This is a genomic window from Desulfobacter sp. UBA2225 (assembly GCF_002348205.1).
Classification (GTDB): Bacteria; Desulfobacterota; Desulfobacteria; order Desulfobacterales; family Desulfobacteraceae; genus Desulfobacter; species Desulfobacter postgatei.
In genome coordinates, this window is sequence record NZ_DDYV01000015.1 from 1 (window position 1) to 6745 (window position 6745).

Consider the following 6745-nt stretch of genomic DNA (forward strand, 5'->3'; position numbering starts at 1 on the left):
CGGGATGACCCCGGACAATAAAAATGAATTTAACCGGGCCATTGCACAGATTACAACCCAGGGACGGCGCTGCAAAGAGATTACCCACAAATTGTTAAGTTTCGCCCGGAAAAGTGATGCCACTGTGGCAGATATCGACATCAATGACAACATCCGGGAAATTGTTGCGCTCACCGGCCAGATGGCCCGGTATAACAATGTCACCATCTCCACCCGGCTTGATCCTGACCTGCCCTGTATCCGATTCTCCCCTTCTGAACTGCAGCAGGTCATCTTGAACCTGACCAACAACGCCATTGATGCCATGGGTAAAGACGGCGGCAACGTCGAGATTGTAACCGGCATCAATGAGCAGGACAATAATATGATTGAAATTAAAGTGGACGACAACGGACCAGGCATTCCGGCCCAATATCTGGGCCGGATTTTTGATCCCTTCTTTACCACCAAGGCCGTGGGAAAAGGCACAGGACTAGGCCTTTCCATCTGTTACGGCATTATTCAGAAAATGGGCGGCACCATTGAAGTAGAAAGCCATGTGGGCAAGGGCACCTGTTTTTTAATCCGGTTGCCCCTAAATGTCGACCAGACAGCCAATAAATAACTTTTAAACCAATTAGGGAGATTTTGCAGATGAAACTTTTATTTGTCGATGATGAGAAAGCCTTTCTGGACACCTTGCTTAAACGGCTTGAAAAACGAGAAGTTAACGCAGACGCCGTTTATGACGGAGAGTCAGCCATAAGCTATCTGTCAGAAAACGCCAACACGGACGTGATTGTGCTTGACGTGAAGATGCCCGGCATGGACGGTCTTAAAACACTTGAGGTCATTAAGAACAAAAATCCGCTGGTGGAGGTCATCATGCTCACGGGCCATGCCACAGTGGAAAATGCCATTGAAGGGATGAAACGCGGCGCATTTGACTACCTGATGAAGCCCTGTAATCTGGAAGATCTCATCCGCAAGATTGAACAGGCAGCAACCAAAAAATTCAAACATGAAGAGAAGATCATGGAGGCCAGAGCCAAAGAAATCACAGGCCGCATGGTTTAGGAAAATCAAAATGAAAGAGATACCCGCACCCCATACCCAGCTGCTTCTGGTGGATGATGAGAAAGGATTCGTGGATGTGCTGACCAACCGGCTGGGCCGTCGGGGCATTCAGGCCGTCAAGGCATATTCCGGCGCTGAAGCCCTGCGGGCGCTTCGTGAAGCCAGGTTTGATGTCATGGTCCTGGATCTGAAAATGGAAGATATGGACGGCATTGCGGTGTTGAAAGTTGTCAGGAAAATGGCCCCGGATCTGCCGGTGATAATTCTGACCGGACACGGTTCAAGAACTGCCGCAGAGGAGGGTATGACCATAGGCGCCTTTGATTACCTGACAAAACCCTGCGAACTTAAAGAATTAATGGAGAAAATCAGCCTGGCACGGCAGGCCAAAAACAAAAGGAACGGAGAAACAAACCAATGATATTCAAATCAAACGGATTCAAACTGGCGGTAGCAGTGTTGATCGGTGTAATCGTCTTTATTCTGCCCAGGCCGGAAGGAACAAAATTCAAACTTTCCGGCACCGGCGCAGACCAGTTAAGTCAATCAGTGTCACAATATTTTTCAACCCAGCAGACCGCACCCGGCAAGCCCGTTATTCTGACGGCCAAGGCCCCTGGGACTGAGCATGCCCGGGCACAATACCTCACCGAGCAAGCCAAAGCAATGGGCCTTTCAGAAGTTAAGGTCGATTATGTGGACGGGATGCCCCCCCAAAGCCAAACGGTTTTTAGCCGTGCTTGCGGTGCTGGTGATCCTGTTTGTGGTGGAGCCCATTCCCCTTGAAATCACTGCAGTACTTATCGGCGCCTCCCTTGTCATTCTGGGCCTTACCGATGTAAAAGGGGCATGGGCGCCCTACATGCATCCGGTTGTTATTTTCATCATGTGCTGCCTGATCTTTGCCATTGCCCTGGACAAAGTCGGGCTGACAAAACGCTTGGGTTATTTTATTGTCAAGAAGGCAGGCGATTCCGTAACACGATTCACCTTTATCATTGCCGTGGGTCTAGGCCTTGCGTCCGCTTTTATGCACGATGCAGCCGCCTGTGCCATCGGTATTGTCACCATGCTGCCCCTGATGCGTGCCGTGGGTATTGAGCCCCATACCAACACGGCAAAATTCATGATGCTCTCCCTGCCCTTTGCCTGCTCCTGCGGCGGCATGGGCTCCCTAATAGGCGGTGGCCGGTGCATGGTGGCCGCTGCATTTTTAAAGGAGTTCACCGGAATTGAGATCACCTTTTTTGACTGGATTAAATATTGTATGCCGGCAGCCATCATCTGTGTGCCTGCCGTTGTATTCATTGTCTACCTGATCTACCGGCCGGATCCCAAGTTCAAGCTGCCGGCGTTTGATGAGGATCTGGGACCAATGACTGCTGTTGAGAAAAAAGCACTGATTATTATTGGTGCCGCCTTTATATCATGGCTCACCAAGAGCCTCCACGGCCTCGACTACTCCGTCACCGGGGCTGTGGGCGTGGCTGGCCTGGTGCTGTTCGGCGTTTTAAAATGGCGGGACATCAACGACAACCTGGAGTGGGGCACAGCCCTGTTTATCTTTGGTGGCGGCATCTCCCTGGGCCTTGCCATGGGCTATTCCGGTGCAGCAGACTACTTTGCCAACCTGTTCTTCCCGCTGATTGAAGGCAAAGGATGGCTGGTGCTCTTTGTGGGTGTGGGCGTGTTCGGAGCCCTGGTTACAAATGCCATGGCCAATGTGGCGGCTGCCGCTTTAATCTTGCCCATTGTTATTCCCATGGCTCAGCTTGAAGGGGTCAACCCGACCATCCTGGCCCTGTGCCTTGGTATGGCGACATCTTTTGCCATGCTTCTTGTAATCGGCTGTCCGCCCAATGCCATTGCCTATTCATACAAATACTTCAAGTCCTCGGATCTGACCAAGCTCGGTCTTGTGACCACACCAATCCTGCTTCTCCTACTGGTAGGCGTGGTATGCACCTGGTGGAAATTTTTGGGTTTAATATAGGAGGCTTTTGCTAAACCTGATGGAAATCAATACCCTTGAAAATGATACGGGGAAGGTTGTCCGCGTGCTGCTGGTGGATGATGAAGAGAGCTTCCGCAACGCCATTGCCAGGCGTCTGGAGCGACGCAATATGGTTGTCAGCCAGGCGCCGGACGGGAAATCCTGCCTGGAATACCTCGGCGCCAATGAAGCCGATGTGGTGGTGCTGGATATGAACATGCCCGGTATGTCCGGCATTGATACCTTTAAGGCCATCAACAAATACCATCCGGGCCTGCAGGTAATTTTTCTGACCGGAAATGCCGGGATAACCGAAGGGGTGGAAGGGATCAAGGCAGGTGCCTTTGACTACCTCTCCAAGCCCATTGATATCGATCACCTGGCCGGCAAGATCCGCCAGGCCTGGGAACTCAAACGCCTGGAGGCGGCCCGCGAACAGGATAAAATCTTCAGACGGCGTCTGGAAAAGCGCATGATCCACACCCAGCGCCTGGCCTCCCTCGGCACCATGTCCACAGGCATTGCCCATGAAATCAATAATCCTTTGGCCATTATCAAGGAGTCGGCGGGATTCATGCGCATGGTGATAGAGGGTGCAGGCCAGATTCCGGAAAAAGAGATGCTTTTCAAAGGACTTGACAAAATAGAGAAAAGCGTGGACAGGGCCAGACGAATCACACACCAGCTGCTGGGCTACGTCCGGAAGCACGGCCATGAGTTCACCCCGGTGGATATCCGCCAACTCACCGAGGATACCGTGGTGTTGATCAAACACAAAACACAGGCTAAAAAAGTATCTGTACAATGGGATATTGCACCGAAAGAGCCGATGCTGATGTACACAGATCCTTTCCAGGTACGCCAGGTATTGATCAATCTTTTGGAAAACGCGGTGGATGCCGTGGAGACCGGCGGACAGATCAGGCTCTCCCTTACCAGAAAAGATCAGTCGGTCTGTCTCCAAGTCCGGGATAACGGCAGCGGCATTGCGCCGGAAAATATGGCAAAGATATTTGATCCTTTTTTCACCACCAAACCCAATGTGTCGGAGAATGAGTCCGGCACCGGACTTGGGCTCTTTGTGGCACACAAGATAATGACCGGACTTTCAGGCAGCATCCATGTGGAATCAGAGCCCGGACATGGCGCCACCTTTTCGATCTGTCTGCCTGAATGGCATTCCGAATAGACAATTACAAGTTCTTTCATAAATTTTTAAGGAGAAAAACCCATGATAAAAATACCGGTAAAAATCTTGATCGTTGATGATGAAAAAGATTTTGTAGAGATGTTTTCCCTGCGCCTGACGCGGCAGGGGGAAAAGGTGTCTATCGCCTATTCAGGACAAGAAGCCCTTGATCTGCTTAAAAAAACTGCGATCGACGTGGTAATCCTGGATATCCGCATGCCCGGCATGGACGGCATAGAGACCTTGAAAAAAATCAAAGCGGCTCATCCTCTGGTGGAAGTCATCATGCTCACCGGGCACGGGTCTACGGAAACGGCAGTGGAAGGCTTGAAGGAAGGGGCCTTTGATTACCTCATGAAACCGGCCGATTTTGAGGATATCAGTAAAAAACTGGCCAATGCCTGGAAGCACAAGGACGAACAGGAAGAACGCATCCGCAAGGCCGAAGCCAAACTGCTTCTGCGGCGTACCGGGGAAATATAGTTTATAAAATAAGGAGATGCTGTTGATGAGCCTGAAACAACGGGTATATCTTGCCAATGCCGTACTTTTAGGAATAACGGTCATGGGAGCCATTGCCATGATCTGGTATACCTATAAAACAGAAGACCTGTTCACCGGTATTGTTGAAAGGCATATTCCCATGTATCAGGCCGCCGAGTCCCTTGAGACCTCTTTGCTCAAGCAGAAAGGGTATCTGTCCTATTATCTTCTGGATAAAAATCCCGAATGGCTCAGGCAGCTGGCTGACTTCAAACTGGATTTTGAAAGCCAGCTGGCCTTAGCCAAGCCCCTGGTCACAAAAGACTGGGAAAAAGAGGCGCTGGCCGGAATTGAATCCGTGTACAAGACATATATTGCGACCAAGGATCGGGTGGTGACGTTGTATCAAAAGGGAGAACCGGGGGCCGGGGCCGCCCTTCACCGGGAAGTCAGGAGCAATTTCTTCAAAATTTATGAGCTATGTGAAAAATTTAAAACCGCACATAAAAAAGCCATAGACCTTACCGTGGAAGAGAGTCACTCCGATGCCAGGAATTTACGCTATATCGGTCTTCTGGCCATTGTCACCGTGGTGTTGCTCAGCCTTTTGATCAATTATATTTTCACCCGCCACATTCTGGGACCCATCCGCAAACTGGCGGCGGAAGCGGATCAAATGGGCGATGGCCGGGTCTCCGGCAACGAGCTGGCAGCATTGAAAAGCAGTGTCCACGGCTTGATTGAAAATGCGGAACAGACCCATGCCGAACTTGTGCGAAGTCGGGAATCTCTAATGCAGTCGGAAAAAATGGCCCTGGTGGGACAACTGGCCGCAGGCACGGCCCATTCCATCAGAAATCCATTGACCTCAATTAAAATGCGGCTGTTTTCCCTGGGTCGGTCAACCAAACTATCCCAGGACCAGCATGAAAATATCAGTGTGATTTCAACGGAGATCGGCCAGATTAATAAAATCCTGGAAAATTTCCTGGAATTTTCCAGGCCCCCCAAATTGACCATGAAGGCACAAAGCCCGTCCCAGGTGGTGGACAATACCCTGCGCCTGCTGGAACAACGGCTCAAATCCTACGGTGTAACCGTCCGGCTGGTACGCAGCAAGCCTTTGGACGACGTGATGCTGGATGCTGGCCAGTTCAAAGAGGTCCTGGCCAATATCATCATCAATGCCTGCGAAGCCATGGAAAAAGGAGGCCGGATCACCATCACCGAAACCATGGACAATGTCAACTCGGACAGGGACACGGCGGTCATAAGAATCCAGGATACCGGCCCCGGTATTCCCGCAACCATTCAGGGCGAAATCTTCAACCCGTTTTTCACCACCAAGGACGAGGGCACCGGACTGGGATTGAGCATCTGTTTTAATATTATCAGTGAACATGGCGGCTGCCTGGTGCTGGACAGCCAGGAGGGCCAGGGGGCCTGTTTCACCATTACGCTGCCTGCAAGGGAGGATCTCCATGGCAAAAATTCTGATCATTGACGACGACGACCAGCTGAGAATCAGTTTTTCCAAACTTCTCACCGAAGAGAACTATGACGTGGTGTCTGCGGCTTCCGGAGAAGCCGGTGTTGAGATCGTTAACACAACGCCTCTGGATCTGGTGATTCTGGATGTCCGCCTGCCGGGCATGAACGGGCTTGAAACCTTCAAAGAGATAAAAAAAATTGACGGCACCCTGCCGACCATCATTGTCACGGCATTCGGCACCACGGACACAGCCATTGAAGCCACCAAGGCAGGCGCCTTTGACTATCTGCTCAAACCCTTTGACATCCCTGAGATGCTCAACCTGATCACCCAGGCCATTGATGCAGGATATTGTATGCGAACCCCGGTGCATGTGGGTGCCGAACCCTCGACCTATTCCCCGGACGCCATTGTGGGACAAAGTCCCGGTATGCAAAAAGTGTACAAAACCATCGGACGTGTGGCCCAGACCGATGCCACGGTGCTGATCCAGGGAGAATCGGGCACCGGCAAGGAACTGCTGGCGCGCGCC

Annotated in this window: 7 protein-coding genes and 1 pseudogene; all 8 read left to right on the forward strand. The window is 51.4% G+C overall.

What is annotated here, in order from left to right:
* Window positions 1-604, forward strand: a 604-nt coding sequence (locus B3D59_RS00585) for a sensor histidine kinase (protein ID WP_286817142.1), incomplete at its 5' end; no start/stop codon positions are given.
* A 29-nt stretch (window positions 605-633) separates the two neighbouring features.
* Entirely contained in the window at window positions 634-1056 is a 423-nt protein-coding gene (locus tag B3D59_RS00590) for a response regulator (RefSeq protein ID WP_277000929.1), read from the forward strand.
* A gap of 10 nt (window positions 1057-1066) precedes the next feature.
* Complete coding sequence (locus B3D59_RS00595) at window positions 1067-1477, forward strand: response regulator (RefSeq protein ID WP_286817143.1); 411 nt, start codon at window positions 1067-1069, stop codon at window positions 1475-1477.
* Window positions 1474-3049: pseudogene (locus tag B3D59_RS00600) on the forward strand (DASS family sodium-coupled anion symporter). The gene B3D59_RS00595 and the pseudogene B3D59_RS00600 overlap by 4 nt, the downstream one beginning before the upstream one ends.
* A 7-nt stretch (window positions 3050-3056) precedes the next feature.
* The gene (locus B3D59_RS00605; protein ID WP_286817144.1) at window positions 3057-4238 is read left to right on the forward strand and encodes a hybrid sensor histidine kinase/response regulator; all 1182 of its coding nucleotides are present in this window, start codon (window positions 3057-3059) and stop codon (window positions 4236-4238) included.
* 42 nt (window positions 4239-4280) lie between these two features.
* A complete protein-coding gene (locus B3D59_RS00610) occupies window positions 4281-4721 on the forward strand; it encodes a sigma-54-dependent transcriptional regulator (protein ID WP_286817145.1) in 441 nt (146 codons plus the stop codon).
* 25 nt (window positions 4722-4746) lie between these two features.
* On the forward strand, window positions 4747-6225 hold the full coding sequence (locus tag B3D59_RS00615; protein ID WP_286817146.1) for a sensor histidine kinase: 1479 nt from the start codon (window positions 4747-4749) through the stop codon (window positions 6223-6225).
* Window positions 6203-6745 (forward strand): sigma-54-dependent transcriptional regulator (locus tag B3D59_RS00620; protein WP_286817147.1); only part of this gene is annotated, 543 nt, incomplete at its 3' end. The genes B3D59_RS00615 and B3D59_RS00620, both read left to right, overlap by 23 nt.